We start from the raw sequence: 18,302 nt of genomic DNA, 5'->3' as shown, positions 1-18,302 counted from the left end.
CCCGGGGCCGGCCGCGCGGCGGCGGCACGGGGCCCGGCCTTCGGCCGATGGCGTGTGGCCTGCGACCCGCCCCCCCCCGTCGCCTCGCGGCGGGCGCTGTCCCGAACTCACCACAAACTCACTGGACGGGGTCCACCGGCCCTGTGATCACGGCGGTGACCCGGCTCCCCGGCGGCAGCCACTCCCCACCCGCCAGGTCGTACACGCACCGCAGCATCTTCGCGACGTAGCGCCGCTCCAGGGCGAGACCGTGCCGCTCCTCGAAGTCCTCGGCGAAGGCGGCCAGCTCCGCCGGGACGCGGCCGTATCCGCCGCCGTGGTGGTCGTGGTCGATCCGCCAGCCGGGGAAGGTCCGCCCCCACCCCAGCTCGTGCAGCCGCCCCACCTCGCCGTCCAGATACCGCGCGCCCTTGACCACCGCCACCCCCAGCGCCCGGGCGCCCTCCGGCAGTGCGGCGGCGATCCCGGCCAGCGTGCCCCCGGTGCCCACCGCGCAGCACACCACATCGCCCGGGCCCAGGCCGGGCAGCTCCGCGACGATCTCCGCCGCGCCGCGTGCGGCCGCCACGTTCGTACCGCCCTCCGGCAGCACATAACACCGGCCCCACCGCTCCTCGAGCCGCCGGACCGTCTCCGGCGCCGCCAGCCCGCTCAGCGCCTCCCGGAACCGCGCCCGGTCCCAGAACGCCAGCTCCATCCCGTAGCCCTCGGCCAGCGCCAGCGACCAGTTGCGCTCCGCCCGGGCCAGCTCGTCGCCCCGTATGACCCCCACCGTCCCCAGCCCCACCGCGGCCCCGGCCGCGGCCACGGCGCGGATGTGGTTGGAGTACGCGCCGCCGAAGGTCAGCAGCCGCGAGTGCCCCTGGTCGAGGGCGGCCCGCAGATTGGGGGCCAGCTTGCGCCACTTGTTGCCCGGCACCGTCGGATGTACGGCGTCGTCCCGCTTCAGCCGCAGCTCCACGCCCCGCGCGGCCAGCCGCTCGTCCTCCACCCGCTGGAGCGGGGACGGCAGCCGGGGCGCGAGTGCGACGGCGGGATCGATGGGCAGGTTCACCTCTCCATTCTGACCGCTGGAGCCCGGCTACCGGGCCGTGCCGCCGACCGGCCCTGGCGCCGGCCACGACCGTCTGTATCGGGCGCGCCGTCAGGCGAACCGCGCGATCGCGGTCATGGTCGGCCGCAGGTTCCGTACGCCGGGCAGCCGGTACAGCACGGGCGTCAGCGCGCCGAAGTACGGGCCCCGGCCCCGCGGCAGGTGCAGCTCGCGGACCTCGACCACGGCCGGGTGCGCCGTGCGCACCTTTTGCAGCTCGCCGGCGTTCAAGCCCCACGGCATGGCGGGCATGACGTAGCTCCGTGAGGGGCGTGTCTCGGCGCGCTGGGTGCCGGCGCTGAGCCAGCGGGGCACGGCGTCGAAGACCAGCGACCCGCCCCGGAACCGCTCGGCGCACGCCGCGATCAGCTCCCGCACCTCGCCCGGGCGCAGATACATCAGCAGCCCCTGGGCGGTGATCAGCACCCCGCGCCCGGGGTCGACCTCGTCCCGCCAGGAGAGGTCGAGCACGGACCGGGCCAGGATGCGCCGCCGCTCGGTGTCCGGGAGCAGGGAGCGGCGCAGCTCGGCGGTCTCCGGGAGCTCCACGCACAGCCAGTGCGCCCGGCCGTTGTCGACCCGCCAGAACTGAGTCTCCAGTCCCTCGGCGAGGTTGACGACGGTGCCGGTCGGGTGTTCGGCGAGGAAGTCCCGTACGGCGCCGTCGAAGGACCGCACGCGCAGCCCCTGGCCCTGGGCGAGCAGCGGGTGCGGCGGGCCGAAGGTCTCCTCGAAGGGGAAGTCGAGGCGGTCGACGAGCTCGATGGCCTTGGGGTCGTGGAGCACTGTCCGGGGCTGCCGGGCCTCGTACGCGCGGTGGTAGAGGTTCCACAGCAGGGTCTCGGGGACGCGGCCGAGCCGCACGGGCACCTTGTCCTGGTTCGCCATGTCGCTGCTCCCTTCCGGTCGCACTCCGCGCCCTGCAAGGAAGGGTAATGACCGGCTCGCCACGGGGCGGGCGTACTTGCCCTCCGAGGCCGTGCGGTCACGGCTTCGGCCAGGGCGGTGTCACACGGCTCCCCTATGCTGGAAGCCGTGCCGCAGGGCATTGCTCCGCTCCCAGCCGCTGGTGGTTCGAATGCCGCACTTTCTCGACGCACTGCCCTTCGACTGGAGCAGGCCCGAGTCCCGTGAACTGCACGATTTCCTCGCCGGCGTGTATTTCCGGGAAGGGCCGGTCGTCGAGTTCGCGGTGCGAGCGGGGGTGAAACCGGCGTCGGTCGCCTGGGACCGGCCGATGCATTCCGTCTGGCACGACCTGATCACCAAGGCCCGTAACCAGAATCGGCTGCGCGCGCTGCTCGAGCGGGTGGCGGAGGGCGATGAGGCGGTGGGGCTGCGGCTGCGGGAGCTGATGGCGGCGGATCCGGTGGTGGAGGCGCCTGCCGCCGCCGATTCCGGGGTCGTGTGGAAGGGGTTCGACGCCCGGGGCGGATGGGAGCGGCAGATATTCGACGAGCCGACCCTGCTCGACGTGGCGTTCATGCGGCGCGGGGCCGAACTCGCCCCGGGTGTGGTGCGGTTGCTGGTGGAGCTGCCCGGCGGCCGGGCCTACGGGACGGCGTTCCGGATCGGCGCGGACCTCCTGCTGACCAACCACCACGTCCTCTACGGCATCGGCCCCGGCCCCGGCCGCGCGACACGCGCCGAGGCCTGGCTGCACTACGAGCTCGACACCGCCGCCCGGCACCGCGCCCATACGGTGGTGCGCTGCCGCCCCGAGACGATCACCGGTGACCCGGCGCACGACTGGGCCGTGATCCGGTCGGATGGTCCGCTGCCGGACGACATTCCCGTCAGCGAACTGGCCACGGCCGAGCCGGTCTCGGTCGGCGAGCGGGTTTATGTCATTCAGCACCCGAAGGGCGGGGTGAAGAAGATCGGAATGCACCACAACATCGTCCGCCATGTCGATGACGATGTGATCCAGTATTGGACCGACACCGAGGCCGGGTCGTCCGGCTCGCCCGTCTTCAACGAACGCTGGCAATTGATCGCCCTGCACCATCGATGGGTGGCCGTCGAGGAAGAGCGCGGAAAGCGGGAATTCCGTAATCAGGGGCGCCGGATCTCCCGGGTGGCCGAGGGCCTCGCCGCGGCGGGGGTGTTCTAGGCGATATGAGTCTGCTGGACAACGCCCCTTTCGCCGCCGACGATCCACAGGCGCGGGAGCTGCTCGCCGCGCTCCTCACCGCGTACGACCAGGGGCCCGAGGTACGGGCCTTCGTGCTCGCGGCGGGGATGCGCGCGGCCGAGTTCGCGTGGACGGGGCCCATGGCGGAGGTGTGGCCGCGGGTCCTGCGGCGGGCGGCGGACCAGGGGCGGCTGCGGCGCCTGGTCGGCGTGATCGCCGAGGACCCCAACAGCGCGGCCTACGGGATCATCGCCCGGCTCGCCGCCACCCCGCCGATCACCGCATCCGCGGCCCCCGCACCCCTCTCCTATGGGCCTGGCGACGTACGCCGACTCGTCATGGACGCGCTCGACGACGACGAACTCAGCGCACTCTGCCTCGATCATTTCCCGGCGGTGTACGGCCAGTTCGCCCACGGCATGAGCAAATCGCAAAAGACGCTACGGCTGATCGAGTACTGTGCGCGGCGTGATCGGCTACCGGACCTCGTACGACGGGTGGGCGAGGTCAACCTCGTCAAGGTCCGTGAGTTCACCGACCGCCTGGAAAACCGAGACGAGAACTGAGCATGGACGAGCGTGAGCTGAAACTGAATTCCCTGTCGCGGTATGCCAAGGCGTCCCCGAAGTTCATCCTCGAGGAACACGGACACTGCGAGGTGCCCGCCGGATGCGGCGGTGTGGTGCTCCGGTGGCGCAATCCGCGGGCCGGAGTCCCCGTCACGATGTGGCTGGAGACCGACGGCCCGGGCGACATGTATCTTGACGGCACGGCGCCTTCCTCATCCCGCCCGCTGGTCCCTTTCGGAACGCATGTCCTCGCGTTCGCGATAGCCGAGTGCGACCCCGCGTACACCACGCTGATGTTCGCCGGGCTCCACAAGCCCGATGAGGACATCCATGTGCAGACCACCGCCCCTCAGAATGTCGCGGAGACATCCGTTCTCTCCGCGGCGGACGGCAGTTGGAAGTACTCGTTCGACGAGCCGGAGGACGACGCCTGGATGCGCCCCGGTTTCGACGACGGTGGCTGGCAGCCCATGGTGGACCGCCCCGACCGGCGGCCGCCGGAGGATCCGGAGCGGGCCGCGGAGCCGTACCGGGTGCGCAGGCTGAAGGGATTCGGCGCGGCCGGCCTGGGGGTTTCCGGGCGGGGTGGCCGGGTCTGGATCCGTAAGGTCTTCACGATCGCCGATCCGGAATCGGCCTGAGCAGCCCGATGCCTGACGACTGCCCGACCACAGTGGCCTGACACACACGGAGGTTAACAATGCCGGAACGGGCCCCGCTGGTGCTCACCCCGCAATTCTTCGGCAGCCTGGTCTTCGACCGCCGTACGTCGCGATATCTGCCGTTCGACGCGGAGTCCACCGACATACTGCGGCGGCTGAGCGCGCACCCTGTCGACCGCGTCCTTGAGGAGACGGCCGACGCGGAGCGGCGCGGCCGGATCGAGCGATTCTTCGAGCACTTCCACGACCTGGGGTTCTTCACCGTCGACGGCCGGTTCGCCGGAGTGATCCACGACGACCTGGAGGTGCCGCCGGACCACCTCGCCGGCCCGCTGGCCGTCCATCTGGAGGTCATCGCCTCGTGCAACCTCGGCTGCACCCACTGCTTCGCCGGTGACCTCCCGCGCCGGGAGAAGCGGCTGAGCCTGGAGGAGATCGACCGGCTCTTCGCGGAGATGGCGCGGCTCGGCGCGTACCGGCTCGGGCTCACGGGCGGTGAACCGCTGCTGCGGAAGGACATCTTCCAGATCATTGATCTGGCCCTGAAGCACGGCCTGGCCCCGTGCATCACCACCAACGCCCTGCTCATCACCGAGGACATCGCCAAGGAATTCGGAAAGCGCGAACTGGTCTGGCTGAATGTCAGCCTCGAAGGCGCGACCGCGGAGACCAATGACCGGGTGCGCGGCGCCGGCACCTTCGACAAGGTGCTCGACCGCCTCGCCGTGCTCCGCGAACACGCCCGCTTCACCCTGGCCTTCACCATCATGCGGACCAACCTCGAAGAGATCGAGGACTGCGCCCGGCTCGCCCATGAGGTGGGCGCGGACACCGCGGTGTTCCGGCCGCTGTACCCGGTCGGCGTCGCCGAGCGGAATCAGGAGCTGATGCCGAGCTTCGCGGACTACACCGAGGCGCTGAACGGGCTCTCCCGGCTGGGCGAGGAGAGCCACAGCAACCCCACCGACCCCGTTGATCTGCACCACATCGACCCGTTCAGCCCGCACTCCCGCGAAGACACCCAATCCGTCATCCACCAGAACTACGGCTGCGGCGCCGGAAACCTGGTGTGCTCCATCTCCGTCTCCGGCGACGTCAACCCGTGCAGTTTCCTCGGCCCCGATTTCGTCGCCGCCAACGTACGCGAGAGCTCCCTGGCCGAGATCTGGCACCGCAGCGCGGGCTTCCAGTCGATGCGGGCCCTCCCGCACACCGACCCGGTCGGCGACCACGGCCAGACCGCCACCTTCGCCGGCGGCTGCCGCGCCCGCTCCCTCGTCCTGGCCGGCTCGGTCAACGCGCCCGACCCCTGGATCGCCGAACAGGTCGACGCGGAGCGGCGATCGGGATCGGCGGTCCGCAACCCGCTCGTCGTGCTCGATGTGTCGGCCCGGCCGGGCGGCCGCTCCTGCCAGGGCCAGGGAGCGTGCGGGTAAGCCATGGGAGCCTCGTTCGACACCCGCGCCGCGTACGGCACCGGCTCCGCGTACGACTGGCTGCGCACCGACCACACCACCACCGGCAGCGCCCAGGACCTGCTGCGGCTGGCCCGCGAGCTGGAGGACCGGGGCGACCTGCGGACCGCCGCGACCGCGTACGACCGCGCGTGCATGGTCGCCCCCGCCGACCCCGGGATCGCCGAGGCGCGGGGCGACCTGCTGGAGCGGATGGCGGTGGAGGAACACGGCATCGTCTTCCGCTACATCCCGGCCGGCTCCTTTGTGATGGGCTCCGCCGGGGGTGACCTGGACGAGCGCCCGGTCCACTCGGTGCGGGTCGACGACTACTGGCTGTCCGAGACCCCGGTGAGCTGGTCGGCCTACTGCGACCTCATGGGCTGGGAGCCGCCCCCGACCGGCATGCCGCAGGAGGAGGCCGGGGGCAGCGGATCGGGGGACCCCGGCTGGTTCCTGTACGAGGCGAACAAGATCCGCCTCCAGTACTGCGAGGACGCGACCGTCCGCGCCACCGACTGGCACGCCCACGCGCCGGCCCACAAATGGGTGAGCGGAAGCGGCGAGCCGGTCGACTCCCGGACGCTGTTCGGCACGCCGCGCCGGGACGACCCCCGGCGGCCGTGGGCCTACGACCGCAAGCCCATGGTGGGCGTCTCCTGGCAGGAGGCCGAGGAGCTGTGCGAGCGGCTGTCCACCGACGCCGTCCGGTACGGCCTGCCCACGGAGGCGGAGTGGGAGCGGGCCGCGCGCGGTGGCCTGGCCGGCCGCCGCTACCCCTGGGGGGACGAACCCCCGACCCCGGAGCGCTGCGACGCCGACCGCTTCGACGAGTTCTCCATCCTGCCCATGCGGCGCCTGCCCCCCAACGACTACGGCCTGTACGCGATGAGCGGAGGGGTGTGGGAGTGGACCGCCGACTGGTACGACGCGCAGTACTACCGGGACAGCCCGGGAGCCAACCCGACCGGGCCCGCCACCGGCCGGGAGCGGGTGCTGCGCGGCGGGTCCTGGGCGGACTGCGCCGAGGCGGTCACGGTGACGTTCCGGATGTCCCGTGACGCGGACACCTGGCGGGCGGGCGGATGGGGCGCCCATATGACCCCCAACATCGGCTTCCGGCTGTGCCGCAAGGGCGCCGCGCCCGCGCCGAGGCCATGACCGGGTACCACCCCGGCGCCGTACGGGGGCTGATCGACCGGGCCCTGTCCGAGGACGAGATCCGGGACCTGTGCTTCGATCACTACCCCGAGGTGTACCGGGAGCTCGCGGCGGCCATGAGCCGCCGCGAGTGTGTGCGCAGGCTGGTCGCCTGGTGCGAGGGCCGGCACGGGCTCGACGCGCTGGTCGCCCGTGTCGCCGAGATCAACGCGGAGGCGGTGGCGGAACACGCCGAAGCGCTGACGGCCGCGACGGCCACGCCACGGCCCACCGACCCGTACCCGTACCCGGAGCCCGCCGCGTCGCCCCGCCCCCTGACGGCGGGCATCATCCACGCCCTGCCCCCCGCCCCCGGCTTCGTGGGCCGCGCGGAGGAACTGGCCGCCCTGCACCGTTTCTGGCAGGGCGGCGAGCCGGGCGTGCTGGCGCTGCTCGGTCTCGGCGGCGCCGGAAAGACCGCGCTGGCCGGGGAGTTCCTGACCCGGCTGAAGCGCGCGGGGGATCCGCCGCCCGACGAGCTGTTCATCTGGAGCTTCTACCTCAACCAGGACGTCAAGGAGTTCCTGGAGGTCGCCTACACCTACTTCAGCCACGGCGCGGTCGTACGCGGCAGCCCCATGGGCACCTTCTACCTGCTCACCGAACTGCTCACCAGGCCCGGGCGCAGACTGCTCGTCCTGGACGGCCTGGAGCGGGTGCAGCGCCCGGCCACCGACCGCCGCGGCACCTTCGGCGATCTGACCGACCGGCTGCTCGCCCAGGTCATCGACCGCCTGGCCGACGGCCTGGGCACCACCAAGTGCCTGATCACCAGCCGCCTTCCGCTGCCCCGGCTGGCGCCCTGGCAGGGCCGGGGCTACACCTGTCTCGACATCGACCAGCTGTGCCGCGAGGACGCGGTCGCCCTGATCCGCGACCGCGGCGTACGCGGCGACGAGGAAGCCCTGCACGCCCTGGTCGACGAGTTCGGCGCCCACGCCCTGACCCTCGACCACCTCAGCGGATACCTCGTCGCCTACGCCGGCGGCGACCCGGCCCGCGCCGCCGCTCTGCCCGAGCCCCGGGCCGACTCGCAGGAGCCGCAGGAGCAGCGCCTGGCGCGGGTGCTCGACGCGTACGAGACCGCGCTCAGCGAGCGGGAGTCGGCCCTGCTCGCCCGGCTGTGCGTCTTCCGCTTCGGCGCCTCCGCCGACCAGCTGCACTCCGTCTTCGCCCGCAGCGCCGGCCCCCAGATCGCGGGCCCGCTGCGCGGCCTCGACCGGAGCGACATCCTCACCACCCTGCGCCACCTCCATCAACTCCACCTCATCCTGCGCGAATCCGCCGACCTGTTCACCGTCCACCCGGCGGTCCGCGACCACTTCTACCGCTCCTTCACCGACCCGCGCACCGTCCACCAGGCCGTACGCCGCCACTACAGCGCCCTGGTCACCGGCCCCGGCGTGCTGCCGCCCGACCGCCCAGAGACCCTGGACCTGCTCGAAGAGCTGGTCCACCACTCCCTCGAGGCCGGCCATGTCGCCGAGGCCGAGGAGGTCTACCGGCTCCGCATGGGCGGCTACGAACACCTCGCCTGGCAGACCGGCCAGTACAGCCGCTGCGTCCGCGTCCTGGAGGAGTTCCCCACCTGCCCCGACCCCGGCGGCCTCCTCTGGTGCTACCGCGCGATCGGCGACCTGCCCGCCGCCCTCGCCCGCATCGACCCGGACGACACCTGGTGGCTCGCCATGATCGGCACCCTGAGAGGCCGCCTCGCCGAGGTGGCCCACCTCCTGCGCGGCGCCCGCCACGACCCCATGCTCGCGGTCGCCCGCGCCCTCACCGGCTCCCTGCCCATCGGCGAACTGGCCACCGCCCCGGTCTGGCCCGGCATCCCGCTCTCACCCGCCGAGTGCCTCCTGGACGCCGGCCTGCCCGAACCGGCCCGCGCCTACGTCACCCGCGCCCGCGCGGCCCTGGCCGACGCGTCCCGGGACATCGCCTGGAATGACGAGATCGCCCGCTACGACCTGATCGAGGCCGCCCTCGCCTGCCACTCCGGCGACCTGGTCCTGGCCCAGAGCCTGCTGGACAAGGCCACCCAGTGGATCGTCACCTCCGGCTCCCAGGAACACCTGTGCCTCCTCCACCTCGGCCGCGCCCGCCTCGCCCGCGCCCAGCGCCGGCACCCCCTCGCCACCACCGCCGTCCGCGAGGGCCTCCGCACCGCCGAACAGTGCGACTTCGGCCTCTACCGCCTCGCCCTCCTCCTCGAAAAAGCCGACCTCGCCCTCGACCTCGACGACCCCCACACCGCCGCCGCCACCGCCGCCACCGCCCTGCGCACCGCCTCCGACCCGGCCCGCCACCACGTCTGGGCCACGGCCCGAGCCGGCCACCTCCTCGCCGCAGCCCAAGCCCGCCTCGGCGACCACCCCCAGGCCCGCGCCCAACTGACCCGCACCATCGCCCTCCAACGCGACATCGGTGACCCCCGGCTGGCGAGCTCCCTGGAGCTGCTGGAGCGGATCGAGCGGATCGAGCGGATCGAGCAGCGCCCGTAGCCCCGGCCCGTGGCCCCGCCCGGATCAAATTCTCGACGGGAAGTGATCGCGGGTGGTTAGGGTGAGGACATGCTTTGACGCCTGCCCGCAAGCCGGGCACCCCCGCCGCCTCCTTCGTACGGCCCATTCGGGCCCCATCCGATTCCGGACCCCACGAAGGAGACCTTTCGCATGAACACGTCGACACCCATCGACGTCCCCGACGCCTTCGCCGCGTCCTACGGCGCGCACGGCGCCTCCGAGCGCGCCTGGATCGCCGGGCTGCCCCGGCTCGGCGGTGACTTCCTGGACCGCTGGGAGCTGCGGCCCGACGGGGCTGCCGCGTTTGGCATGGCCTCGCTGGTGCTGCCCGTGCGCCGGGCCGACGGTACGCCCGCGGCCCTCAAGCTCCAGCAGCTGAGGGAGGAGACCGCGGGCGTCGCCGCCGGGCTGCGGGCGTGGCGCGGCGATGGCATCGTGCGCCTGCTGGAGCACGACGAGGAGAGCTGCACACAGCTGCTGGAGCGGCTGGACGCGAGCCGGACCCTGTCGTCCGTGGCCGACGACCAGGCGGCCATGCGGGTCCTGGCCGAGCTGATGGCGCGGCTGACCGCCGTGGCCGCACCCGAGGGGATCCGGCGGCTGGACGACATCGCCGCCGCCATGCTCGACGAGACCCCGCGGGCCGTACGGGCGCTGCGCGACCCCGCCGAGCAGCGGCTGGTGCGCAGCTGCGCGTCCGCCGTGGCCGAGCTGATCGGGGAGCCCGGGGACCGCCTGCTGCACTGGGACCTGCACTTCGACAACGTCCTCGCCGGGGAGCGGGAGCCCTGGCTGGCCATCGACCCCGAGCCGCTGGCCGGCGACCCGGGCTTCGAGCTGCTGCCGGCGCTGGACAACCGGTGGGACGACGTGGTGGCCACGGGCGACGTCGACCGCGCGGTGCTCCGCCGCTTCGACCTGCTGACCGAGGTCGTCGGGCTGGACCGGCGGCGGGCGCTCGGCTGGACGCTCGGCCGGGTGCTGCAGAACGCGCTGTGGGACATCGAGGACGGCAAACCGGCGCTGGAACCGGTCCAGGTCGCCATCGCCACGGCCCTGCTGCGCCGCCGCTAGGCCGGGCGGTCCTGGCGCGGGGCGAGCAGCCGGTCGAGGGCGCGGCGGGTGCGTTCGGGGGCCTCCGGGGCGGCGAAGAGCTGGATCTCCTGGTTCAGGGCCATGTAGAGGCCGCCCATCTCGTACGCGACCTGCTCCGGGTCGGTGTCGCCCGGCAGGTCGCCCGCCGCGACGGCGACGCGCACCTCACCGGCGAGCCGGCGTCGCCACAGCCGGAACAGGCGGGCCACCGCGTCGCGTACGAGCCCGTCGCGGGCGTCGAATTCGATGGACGCGGTGGTGAAGAGGCAGCCGCCGGGGAAGGTGTCGCGCGCCGTCTCCAGGTAGGTGATCCATGCCTCGCAGATGGCGCGCAGCCGGGGCAGCCCCGGCTGCGCGTCCCGCGCGGGCTCCCACACCAGCCGCGAGAAGACCGCCGCCGCTTCGTCCAGGGTGGCGAGTTGCAGCGTCTGCTTGGTGCCGAAGTGGCCGAGCACACCGGCCTTGCTCATCCCCAGGTCGGTGGCGAGACGCCCGATGGTCAGCCCTTCGAGGCCCTCGACGGAGGCGATGGCGACACCGCGTTCCACGATGCGCTCCCGCGTTCTGCGGGCTTCGGCGACCGACTTGCGTGGGCTCATGCCGCCAGGATACCCAGCCCGCCCCCATTTAGCTTCCGACCGATCGGTTGCTATATTCCGGGCGAGGCGACGCGAGTCGATGGGCAGCGTCGTACGACCCGAGGAGAACAGCCGTGTCAGGAAGCCGCATTGCCGCCCTGGGGCACTACCAGCCCTCGCGCGTGCTCAGCAACGACGATCTGTCGGCCATGGTCGACACCAGCGACGAGTGGATCCGGCGCCGCACTGGCATCGCCACGCGCCGTATCGCGGCGGCCGACGAGTCGGTCACCGACATGGCGGCCGCCGCCGCGGGCAAAGCGCTCGCCGGATCCGGATTGCGGCCCTCCGACATCGGCCTGATCACCGTGGCCACCTGCACCGCGATCGACCGCTGCCCCTCCACCGCCGCCCAGGTCGCGGCCCGCCTCGGCATTCCGTCCGCCGTGGCCTTCGACCTGAACAACGGCTGTGCGGGCTTCTGCACCGCACTCGCGAGCGCGGACCACTCCGTACGGGCCGGCGCCGCCCGCCACGCCCTGGTCATCGGCGCCGAGAAGATGTCCGACGTGACGGACTGGACCGACCGCAGCACGTGCGTACTGCTCGGCGACGGCGCGGGCGCCGCCGTGATCAGTGCCGCCGAGGACGCCGGCATCGGCCCCGTCGCCTGGGGCTCCGACCCCACCCGCGGCGACGCCGTACGCCTGGTCGACGACTGGCACCCGTACTTCGCCCAGGAGGGCCAGACCGTCTTCCGCTGGGCCACCACCGAACTCCCCGACGTCGCCCGCGAGGCCTGCCGCCGCGCCGGCCTGACCCCCGCCGACCTCGCGGGCGTGGTCACCCACCAGGCCAACCTCCGCATCATCGAGGCCCTCGTGCGCCAACTCGGCCTCCCGGAGGACGCGGTGATCGCCCAGGACGTCGTCGAGTCCGGCAACACCTCCGCCGCGTCCGTGCCGCTCGCCCTGTCCAAGCTGACCGAACGCGGCGAGCTGCCCTCGGGCGCGCCCGTGCTGCTGCTCGCGTTCGGCGGCGGGCTGTCCTGGGCGGGCCAGGTGGTCACCTGCCCCTGAGAGGCATGCCATGAGAAGCTTCCGGCCATGAACGGTGGGGCGGCGGAGCTGCTGCTCGGCGGCGTCGTCCTGCTGGGCGCGTCCGTGCAGTGGCTGACGGGGATGGGGTTCGCCCTCGTCGCCGTGCCCGCTCTCGTCATGCTGCTCGGCCCGGCCCCGGGCGTCGCCCTCGCCAACTGCGCGGCCGGTGCCATCTGCGCGGTGGGGCTCACCGGCGGCGGCTGGCGGCAGGTGCGGCTGAGCGCGATGGTCCCCCTGGTCGCGGCCTCCGCGTGCACCGTCCCGGCCGGTACGTGGGTGGCCGCCCGGCTGCCCGAACCGGTCCTCCTCGCCGTCATGGGCGGCCTGGTCACCGTGGCCGTGCTGCTCGTGATGGGCGGCACGCGCGTACCCGCCCTGAGCGGCGTCAAGGGAGCCCTGACCGCGGGCGCCGCGGGCGGCTTCATGAACTCCTCGGCCGGGGTGGGCGGCCCGCCGGTGTCCCTGTACGCGGTGAACGCGGGCTGGACCGTCCGCGAGTTCGTGCCGAACGCGCAGTTCTACGGGATTGTGGTGAACGCGTTCTCCATCGCCGCCAACGGCGTTCCCCGGCTGGACGCGGGCGTATGGGGGTTCGCGGTGGCCGGAATGGCGGTGGGCGCGGCCATCGGCAAGGCCCTCGCCGAACGCGTCCCGGAGAAGGGAGCCCGACTCCTCGTCCTCCTCCTCGCGTTGGGCGGCGGGCTGACCACGCTGGTCAAGGGCGTCTGGGCGCTGTGACCCCAACGGCCCGGCCCGGCCCGGCGACGTCCCGGGCCCCTCGGCCTCTAGCCGAGCAGCTGCTCCGCCAGCAGCAGCCCCCCGATCGCCACCATCGCGGCCCCGGAAAGGCGGGTCACCGCTCGTGCCGCCGCGGGCCGCGCCCGCAGCACCAGCCGCGCCGCCGTGCCCACCCCCGTGTAGACCGCGGCGCAGTTGGCGGTGTGCACCAGCCCCAGCAGCGTGATCTGCGCCGCGACCGGCCAGGTCGCGCCCGGGGCGATGAACTGCGGCAGCAGCGCCAGGAACAGCAGCAGCGCCTTCGGGTTGAGGCCGCTGATCCCCGCCCCCTTCGCCGCCCGCCGCACCCACGACCCGGCGCTGTCGTCCGCGCCGGCCGTCGGGGTGGCGGGGCGGGCCAGCGTGGCTATGCCCAGCCACACCAGATACCCCGCGCCCACCACCGTCAGCGAGGTCAGCACCAGCGGTGACCGGGCCACCAGCGCCGCCACCCCGGCCGCGACCACCGCGGTCAGCGCCACGTACCCGGCCAGCAGCCCGCCCACCGCCGGCAGCACCGTACGGTCCCGCAGCCCGGCCGCGATCGCGTACGCCCAGTCCGCCCCCGGAACCAGCACCAGCAGGAAGGACACCGCCCAGAACGCGGTGACACTACCGACCGCCATGCCCTGCTCCTCTCCCTCTCTCGCGTCTCACGGGAGGGAGATTAGGTGCATAAGGCCGGAATGTGTTTCCAACCTTTCCACGGGGACAGCCCGCGAGTGGAAGAATCTTCCTCATGGATGAGGTCGATCGGAATATCCTTGCCGAGCTACAGCGCGACGGACGCCTCACCGTCACCGAACTGGCCGAGCGCGTCCGCCTCAGCGTCTCGCCCTGCCACCGCCGCCTGCGCGCCCTGGAGCGCTCCGGCGCGATCAGCGGCTACCACGCGCGGCTCGACGCCGGTGTTCTCGGTCTGACCTTCGAGGCGCTCGTCTTCGTGACCATGCGCTACGAGGACCGCGAGACCGTGGCCGCCTTCGAGCAGGCCGTCACCGACATCCCGTACGTCCTCCAGGCCCAGCGCCTCTTCGGCGACCCCGACTTCCTCCTGCGCGTGGTCACCCGCGACCTGGCCGCCTTCCAGCAGCTCTACGACGACCGCCTCGCCACCCTCCCGGGTGTGCAGCGGCTCAGCTCCACGCTCGTCATGAAGAGCGTCGTGGAGAACCGTCCCCTGCCGCTGTGAGATTCGGCAGCTCCAACTCCAGCTCCACCGGAAGCCACAGCTCCGCGTCGGCTTCGGCCCCGTCCGGCGAAAAGCGGGTGCGCAGGATCTCGGGGCCGGGGCGGCTGCGGTAGGGATTCGACGGGAACCACTCCGTGAACACGTCCCGCCACAGGTACTGGATGGCCTCCGGCGCCGGCCCCGAGGTGGCGAAGACCGCCCAGGTCCCGGCCGGAACGGAGAGAACGGCCAAGCCCTCGGGGGGCACCGCCGACGTGATCACCCCGTGGTAGTAGTCGAGTTCGGTGCCTTCGGCGCGGCTCGGGTCCAGGTCGTCGCAGACCGCGACGATGCCCCGCGGTTCCAGGTCCGACAGCTTCTCCAGGTGCTCCAGGGTCCCTGGCTCGATCCCGCGGATGAAGTCGATGATCGCCTGGTTCGGCCCCAGATGGACCAGGGGCACCCGGGCCTTGAGCCCGGCGACGGCGAAGGCCGGCCGGTCCGTAACGCGATAACGCATGCTGCTGCTCCCCTCGATGGTGAGTCGGAAGGTCAACCGGGGCTGGGCGACGAGCGCGGCACCAGTGCGCCGGGCCTCACCCGGCCCGACGCCGTGCATCGCACGGAACGCCCGCGCGAACGCCTCGCCCGAGCCATAGCCGTAGCGCACCGCGATCCCCAGCAGCGACTCACGCCCCGCGAGCACCTCGGCACCCGCGACGGTGAGCCTGCGCCGCCGGATGTACTCCGACAGCGGCATCCCCGCCAGCGCCGAGAACATCCGGCGCAGGTGGTACTCCGAGGTGGCCGCGATGCGCGCCAGCCTCGCCCCGTCGATGGACTGGTCGAGATGGCGCTCGATGTGCTCCAGGGCCTGGTTCAGCCGCTCCAGCACGCCCGGTCTCCTTCCTCTCGTGCGCTCACCACGCTAGGCAGCGCGCGTCCCCCGGGACCCGACATCCTGTGCCCGATCAGGTCGGGTCCTCCGGGTACACCACCTGGAGCAGCCCGCGCACGAAGCCGTCGAGGTCGTCCAGGCCGGCGGCGGTCAGGGTCCGGGGGCCGTTGGCCAGCAGGTGGGGGATGGCGGCGTGAAGGGCGAGGGTGACGACGGCGGCGCGCTGCGGGGTGGCGGGCAGCCCGGCGGCCCTCTGGGCCAGCTCGAATCCCGCGAAGTCGGAGGTCGCGATGGGGTCGAGGATGGCCGACAGCCAGGGTTTGCGGGCCGCTTCCGCCTGCAACTCCAGGTAGGCCAGCAGGCGGGGGCGGCCCGGTCCGGCGACGTTCGCCAGGAGTGCGCGGAGCATGGCCGCCAGGCCGTCGCGGTCGCTCGGGCCCGGTCCGGTGGCCGCCAGGCGGGCCGCGGTCTCGCGGTACTGCTCCAGGCAGCGCTCGGCCACCGCGCGCAGCAGGGCGTCCCTGGTCGGGAAGTAGTTCTTGGTGGTGCCCGGCGGCACCTCCGCGGCCGTGTCGACGGCGCGGTGGGTCAGGCCGCGTCCGCCCACGTCGGCCAGCACCCCGATGGCCGCGTCGCGCAGCCGGTCCCGCCGTTCCGGATTCACCGTCGGCTCTCCTCCTCCTGGTCGCGGTTGCCAGAGTACCCCAGCCGTGGTACCACAGATGTGGTGATGGCTCGTACGCGCCAGGGGAGGGACACATGACCGGTACAGCGGTTGTCGTGGGAGCGGGAGTCGGCGGCCTCGCGACGGCGATCGGGTTGCGCCGCGCGGGCTGGACGGTGTCCATCCTGGAGCGGCGGACGGAGCCGGAGCGCTACGGCACCGCCTTCGGCATCCACCCCACCGCGCAGGCCGCGCTCGACCGCCTGGGCGTGGGCGAGGCGTTCCGCGGTCGCGCGGTCCCCTACCGGGGCGCGCGGATCCGCACCCCTCGGGGAAAGGTGCTGGCGAGCCTTCCGCTGGAACGGATCGAGCGGAAGGCCGGCCGCCCCGAACTGCTCGTCGCCCGCCCCTATCTGATCGACGCCCTGCTGGGCGAGCTGGACGCCTTCGGGGATGTGCCGTTGAAGTTCGGCGAGAACGTCCGCGATGTGGCGGCCCTGTTGGCCGGGCACGACCTGGTGGTCGGCGCCGACGGAATCCGCAGCGCCGTACGCGCCTCCCGCTTCGGCGACCGCAGCGGCCCGCGACGGATCGGGACCGTCGCCTGGATCGGCATCGCCGACTTCGAGAGCGGCGTCTACGGCGAGACCTGGGGCAAGGGCCGGTTCTTCGGCATGACCCCGGTCGAGCCGGGCCGCACCAACTGGTACGCCACCGTCCCGGAGGCCACCACCGCTGACGAACTGCGCGGACACTTCGAGGGCTGGCACGACCCCGTCCCGCGCATCCTCGCCGAGACCGCCCCGTCCACCTGGATCCGCTACGAGATGCGTCATCTCTTCCCCGCCCTGCCGACCTTCGTCCACGGTGGCAAGGTCGCGCTGGTCGGCGACGCCGCGCACGCCATGACCCCCAACCTGGGCCAGGGCGCCTGCACGGCCATCCTCGACGCGGAGGCCCTGACCCGCGCCGTCTCCGAACACGGCCCGGCGACCGGCCTGCCCTCCGCCCTCCGCGCCTACGACGCGGAACGCCGCCGCAGCGCCCAGCGGGTCGCCTTCGCCTCCCGTAACCTGCACCGCTTCATGGCCACCGAACACACCCGCGTGCGTGACCTGCTGGTCCGCATGATGCCCACGTGACCCTTGGTGCGCCTACGCCGCGATGAGCAGCGCCTCGGCGCCGACCGGTCGGAAACCCGCCGCCTGAAAGGCACGCACGCTGCGGGCGTTGCCCGCGGCCTGTTGCGACCAGACCGGCCCGCCGTCCGGCACCAGATGCCGCGCGGCCGTGGCCAGCGCCCGGCCCAGCCCCCGGTGACGTACGTCCTCGTTCACCTCGATCGCCGTCTCCCAGCGCCCGGCCACGCCCCGGCCGAGAACGACCACACCCCCGTCAGCCGCCCAGACCCGGACATCGTCCCGGCGCTTACGCGCCCTGGACACGCGCGGGTGATCGGGGTCGGCGAGCTCGCGAAGCTCCAGAGGGGGGTCGCCCGGCAGCGCACTCGCCACGGTGAGCAGGTCTATGGTGTCGGTCGACCGCCCCGTACGGGCCAGGAATGCCGCCAAGAAGCGCGGATTCATCGTGGCCGCCAACTCGTCGCAGTCGAGGGAGGCCAACGTGGCGCGTACCCACCGCGGATCCTCGTCGGTGAACACCACGGAGTGCGCGGTGAACGCGATCACCCCGGCGTCGCGGTGACTCGGTTGCGGCACCACGGTCGTGCCGCCGTCGGGCGGTGGGAAGCGCCCGTGTGCCGCCGCGTTCAGGATGTCGGCCAGGGTTTGGGGCATGGTGATTCTCGACTCCGGCTTCGATGGGACGTGTGGGACATATTCAGGAGGGTGGACTCGGGCTGTGGTTCTAGGACCACGGCCCGAGGTGTCCGGGCCCCGTGGCCAGTACCGTCGCGAGACATGGACATGGCCAAGGAACCGCGCAGCACTGAACAACGGCGGCGTGACGTACTCCAAAGACTGCGGACAGAGGAAGACATCTGGGTCGCGTCGGCGGACGCGGACGGACTGCCGTGCCTGGTGCCGCTGTGGTTCCTCTGGGACGGCACGGCGATGTGGATGTCGACCAGGCTGACCAACCCCACCGGGCGCAACCTGCGGGAAACGGGTCGGGTTCGCCTTGCGCTCGGCCATACGCGGGATGTCGTTCTGATCGACGGGCGGGTGGAAACCTTCACCGCGGAGGAGGTGCCGCCTGCCGCGGCGGACGCGTTTGTGCGGAGGTGGAGCTGGGACCCGCGGAAGGATCACGCCTCCTACGCGTATTTCAAGGTGCTTCCGCAGGTGATACAGGCATCGCATGGGGAGCATGAGTTCAAGGGCAGGCATGTGATGCGCGACGGAGAGTGGACCGATGGGTGAG

At 72.6% G+C, this 18,302-nt stretch carries 19 protein-coding genes; 12 read left to right on the top strand and 7 right to left on the bottom strand.

Translation table 11 applies throughout. The annotated features are described in order from the left end of the window. Positions 1 to 118 precede the first annotated feature (118 nt). Together ACZ4WQ_RS40330 and ACZ4WQ_RS40325 are read right to left on the bottom strand one after the other, a co-directional pair. Positions 119 to 1,054: a 1-aminocyclopropane-1-carboxylate deaminase/D-cysteine desulfhydrase gene (locus ACZ4WQ_RS40330; RefSeq protein WP_398370643.1), complete on the bottom strand. Its 936-nt coding sequence runs from the start codon at positions 1,052 to 1,054 to the stop codon at positions 119 to 121. 90 nt (positions 1,055 to 1,144) lie between these two features. Next, a complete protein-coding gene (locus tag ACZ4WQ_RS40325; RefSeq protein ID WP_311730254.1) occupies positions 1,145 to 1,981 on the bottom strand; it encodes a class I SAM-dependent methyltransferase in 837 nt (278 codons plus the stop codon). A gap of 190 nt (positions 1,982 to 2,171) precedes the next feature. On the opposite strand from ACZ4WQ_RS40325, the gene ACZ4WQ_RS40320 reads away from it, so the two are divergent. The 7 genes from ACZ4WQ_RS40320 (at position 2,172) to ACZ4WQ_RS40290 (ending at position 10,711) form a co-directional block, all read left to right on the top strand. After that, positions 2,172 to 3,206, top strand: coding sequence for a trypsin-like peptidase domain-containing protein (locus ACZ4WQ_RS40320; protein ID WP_398370645.1), 1,035 nt, complete (start codon positions 2,172 to 2,174; stop codon positions 3,204 to 3,206). A 5-nt stretch (positions 3,207 to 3,211) separates the two neighbouring features. Further along, positions 3,212 to 3,793 (top strand): effector-associated domain EAD1-containing protein, encoded by a 582-nt coding sequence (locus ACZ4WQ_RS40315; RefSeq protein WP_311730257.1) that lies wholly within the window; start codon positions 3,212 to 3,214, stop codon positions 3,791 to 3,793. 2 nt (positions 3,794 to 3,795) lie between these two features. Next, complete coding sequence (locus ACZ4WQ_RS40310; protein WP_311730258.1) at positions 3,796 to 4,437, top strand: hypothetical protein; 642 nt, start codon at positions 3,796 to 3,798, stop codon at positions 4,435 to 4,437. Positions 4,438 to 4,496: 59 nt separating this feature from the next. Continuing rightward, a complete protein-coding gene (locus ACZ4WQ_RS40305) occupies positions 4,497 to 5,894 on the top strand; it encodes a radical SAM protein (RefSeq protein ID WP_385342468.1) in 1,398 nt (465 codons plus the stop codon). Positions 5,895 to 5,897: 3 nt separating this feature from the next. Continuing rightward, complete coding sequence (locus ACZ4WQ_RS40300) at positions 5,898 to 7,073, top strand: SUMF1/EgtB/PvdO family nonheme iron enzyme (protein ID WP_361183202.1); 1,176 nt, start codon at positions 5,898 to 5,900, stop codon at positions 7,071 to 7,073. Beyond that, on the top strand, positions 7,037 to 9,616 hold the full coding sequence (locus tag ACZ4WQ_RS40295) for a hypothetical protein (RefSeq protein ID WP_398370649.1): 2,580 nt from the start codon (positions 7,037 to 7,039) through the stop codon (positions 9,614 to 9,616). The genes ACZ4WQ_RS40300 and ACZ4WQ_RS40295 overlap by 37 nt, the downstream gene beginning before the upstream one ends. Positions 9,617 to 9,787: 171 nt before the next feature. Beyond that, entirely contained in the window at positions 9,788 to 10,711 is a 924-nt protein-coding gene (locus ACZ4WQ_RS40290) for an aminoglycoside phosphotransferase family protein (protein WP_398370651.1), read from the top strand. Here ACZ4WQ_RS40290 and ACZ4WQ_RS40285 read toward each other — a convergent pair. Beyond that, positions 10,708 to 11,331 (bottom strand): TetR/AcrR family transcriptional regulator, encoded by a 624-nt coding sequence (locus tag ACZ4WQ_RS40285; protein ID WP_398370653.1) that lies wholly within the window; start codon positions 11,329 to 11,331, stop codon positions 10,708 to 10,710. The two genes, ACZ4WQ_RS40290 and ACZ4WQ_RS40285, sit on opposite strands and share 4 nt — an antisense overlap. A 113-nt stretch (positions 11,332 to 11,444) precedes the next feature. Here ACZ4WQ_RS40285 and ACZ4WQ_RS40280 point away from each other — a divergent pair, with 113 nt between their 5' ends. Then, positions 11,445 to 12,389, top strand: coding sequence for a beta-ketoacyl-ACP synthase III (locus ACZ4WQ_RS40280; protein ID WP_311730266.1), 945 nt, complete (start codon positions 11,445 to 11,447; stop codon positions 12,387 to 12,389). 27 nt (positions 12,390 to 12,416) lie between these two features. After that, positions 12,417 to 13,148: a TSUP family transporter gene (locus tag ACZ4WQ_RS40275; RefSeq protein ID WP_398370655.1), complete on the top strand. Its 732-nt coding sequence runs from the start codon at positions 12,417 to 12,419 to the stop codon at positions 13,146 to 13,148. Positions 13,149 to 13,195: 47 nt separating this feature from the next. On the opposite strand, the gene ACZ4WQ_RS40270 is transcribed toward ACZ4WQ_RS40275, so the two are convergent. After that, positions 13,196 to 13,813 carry a LysE family translocator gene (locus tag ACZ4WQ_RS40270; RefSeq protein ID WP_352128216.1) on the bottom strand — a complete coding sequence of 206 codons (618 nt, stop codon included), beginning with the start codon at positions 13,811 to 13,813 and terminating at the stop codon, positions 13,196 to 13,198. 113 nt (positions 13,814 to 13,926) lie between these two features. Here ACZ4WQ_RS40270 and ACZ4WQ_RS40265 point away from each other — a divergent pair, with 113 nt between their 5' ends. Next, positions 13,927 to 14,379, top strand: coding sequence for an Lrp/AsnC family transcriptional regulator (locus ACZ4WQ_RS40265; protein ID WP_311730269.1), 453 nt, complete (start codon positions 13,927 to 13,929; stop codon positions 14,377 to 14,379). On the opposite strand, the gene ACZ4WQ_RS40260 is transcribed toward ACZ4WQ_RS40265, so the two are convergent. Next, a complete protein-coding gene (locus ACZ4WQ_RS40260) occupies positions 14,339 to 15,253 on the bottom strand; it encodes an AraC family transcriptional regulator (RefSeq protein ID WP_398370658.1) in 915 nt (304 codons plus the stop codon). The two genes, ACZ4WQ_RS40265 and ACZ4WQ_RS40260, sit on opposite strands and share 41 nt — an antisense overlap. A gap of 76 nt (positions 15,254 to 15,329) precedes the next feature. Next, positions 15,330 to 15,920, bottom strand: coding sequence for a TetR/AcrR family transcriptional regulator (locus tag ACZ4WQ_RS40255; protein ID WP_311730274.1), 591 nt, complete (start codon positions 15,918 to 15,920; stop codon positions 15,330 to 15,332). A 95-nt stretch (positions 15,921 to 16,015) separates the two neighbouring features. On the opposite strand from ACZ4WQ_RS40255, the gene ACZ4WQ_RS40250 reads away from it, so the two are divergent. After that, entirely contained in the window at positions 16,016 to 17,062 is a 1,047-nt protein-coding gene (locus ACZ4WQ_RS40250; RefSeq protein ID WP_398370660.1) for an FAD-dependent oxidoreductase, read from the top strand. A gap of 12 nt (positions 17,063 to 17,074) precedes the next feature. Here ACZ4WQ_RS40250 and ACZ4WQ_RS40245 read toward each other — a convergent pair whose 3' ends face one another. Then, a complete protein-coding gene (locus tag ACZ4WQ_RS40245) occupies positions 17,075 to 17,716 on the bottom strand; it encodes a GNAT family N-acetyltransferase (protein WP_398370662.1) in 642 nt (213 codons plus the stop codon). Positions 17,717 to 17,839: 123 nt separating this feature from the next. Here ACZ4WQ_RS40245 and ACZ4WQ_RS40240 point away from each other — a divergent pair, with 123 nt between their 5' ends. Beyond that, complete coding sequence (locus tag ACZ4WQ_RS40240) at positions 17,840 to 18,301, top strand: pyridoxamine 5'-phosphate oxidase family protein (RefSeq protein WP_398370664.1); 462 nt, start codon at positions 17,840 to 17,842, stop codon at positions 18,299 to 18,301. Position 18,302: the final 1 nt, after the last annotated feature.

The sequence above is a fragment of the Streptomyces sp. NPDC028305 genome (assembly GCF_055569495.1).
The sequence above is the reverse complement of the archived record's forward strand: the minus strand, read 5'-3'. Positions and strand labels throughout refer to the sequence as shown.